Origin of the sequence: Acinetobacter sp. YH12135 (assembly GCF_013418565.1) — a bacterium.
Lineage (GTDB): Bacteria > Pseudomonadota > Gammaproteobacteria > Pseudomonadales > Moraxellaceae > Acinetobacter > Acinetobacter towneri.
In genome coordinates this window covers 1-1,128 of sequence record NZ_VPBU01000051.1, presented here as the reverse complement: position 1 = coordinate 1,128, position 1,128 = coordinate 1, and the positions used below count along the sequence as shown (strand labels likewise).

1 protein-coding gene is annotated in these 1,128 nt (G+C 37.5%); it reads left to right on the top strand.

Annotated elements, in window-relative coordinates; translation table 11 throughout:
- Positions 1-170 precede the first annotated feature (170 nt).
- The gene (locus tag FTU70_RS14245; RefSeq protein ID WP_154321226.1) at positions 171-740 is read left to right on the top strand and encodes a peptidylprolyl isomerase; all 570 of its coding nucleotides are present in this window, start codon (positions 171-173) and stop codon (positions 738-740) included.
- The last annotated feature ends 388 nt before the right edge of the window (positions 741-1,128 follow it).

Here is a 1,128-nt window from a genome sequence, read left to right as displayed (position 1 = left end):
TCAACAATACAAAAAATTTCTGTAAAATCGTACATGGTAGTTAGAGCCTTTGGGTTGTGTCGTAACTTTCTAAATGGCTCTAACTACCTTTTTTTCAAGGGCTTTTCTTATCCGTAATTCGGGTTAATATAGATGCAATGCAAATACAACACAGATGGATTGGTCAGCAAATGTTAAAACAAAGTATGTTTACCATGGCAGCAATGCTTATCAGCTTCAATACGATGGCAGCCAACACCGTGGTAGAAATGACAACCAGCATGGGCAATATTGAAATCGAACTGTTTAATGACAAAGCCCCAGTTTCTGCAAAGAACTTTGAAAACTATGCCAAGTCAAACTTCTATAACGGTACGATCTTCCATCGTGTTATCCCAGGCTTTATGGTGCAAGGCGGTGGTATGGATGCCAATATGCAAGAAAAGCCAACCAAAGCGACCATTCGTAATGAATCAAGTAATGGATTGAAAAATACCCGTGGTACCTTGGCAATGGCACGTATGAATCATCCTGATTCTGCCAGCAGCCAATTCTTTATTAATGTGGTAGATAACGATTTCTTAAATCGAAGTCCACGTAACGCAGGCTATGCGGTATTTGGTCAAGTCACTAAAGGTATGGATGTTGTCGATAAAATTGTAAAAGTACCAACAGGCAACTATGGCATGCATCAAAATGTACCGAAACAAGCGGTAAAAATACTCAGTGTGAAAGTGAAAGAGGCTGCCCCAACAAAATAAGCGGATTTAGATTGCAAAAATATGAAAAACATATTTTTAATTTAAAATTATAGGGTTAGTGCGAGTTTTGTGTGTTTTTGAACCAAAATAGTGCGTAAAAATCCAACACTCGTGAAAACAAGCAGTTAAAAGCACTTGCACGTGTAGGAAATTGCCCTATAATGCACTCATCCCGACGCGAAACAGCCTACGAACTTAGCTTACAGGGTTGAGTTGTTAGAAGTGTTTTGCGTTAAAATTTCTGCTGACGAGGCAGAAATTAAGATCATTAAGAGATTATGAAGAACAACTTGTGTGGATTTTTACTGATTGATTGATCGAAAATATTTCATTGATTGATTGGTTTAAATTACTCGAAGTTTATTTGAGCGAAATTTAAGTCAGAAAA

Excerpts from the sequence above, each read along its gene's own strand:
- FTU70_RS14245 (WP_154321226.1), top strand. The coding sequence starts at position 171 with ATGTTAAAACAAAGTATGTTTACCATGGCAGCAATGCTTATCAGCTTC.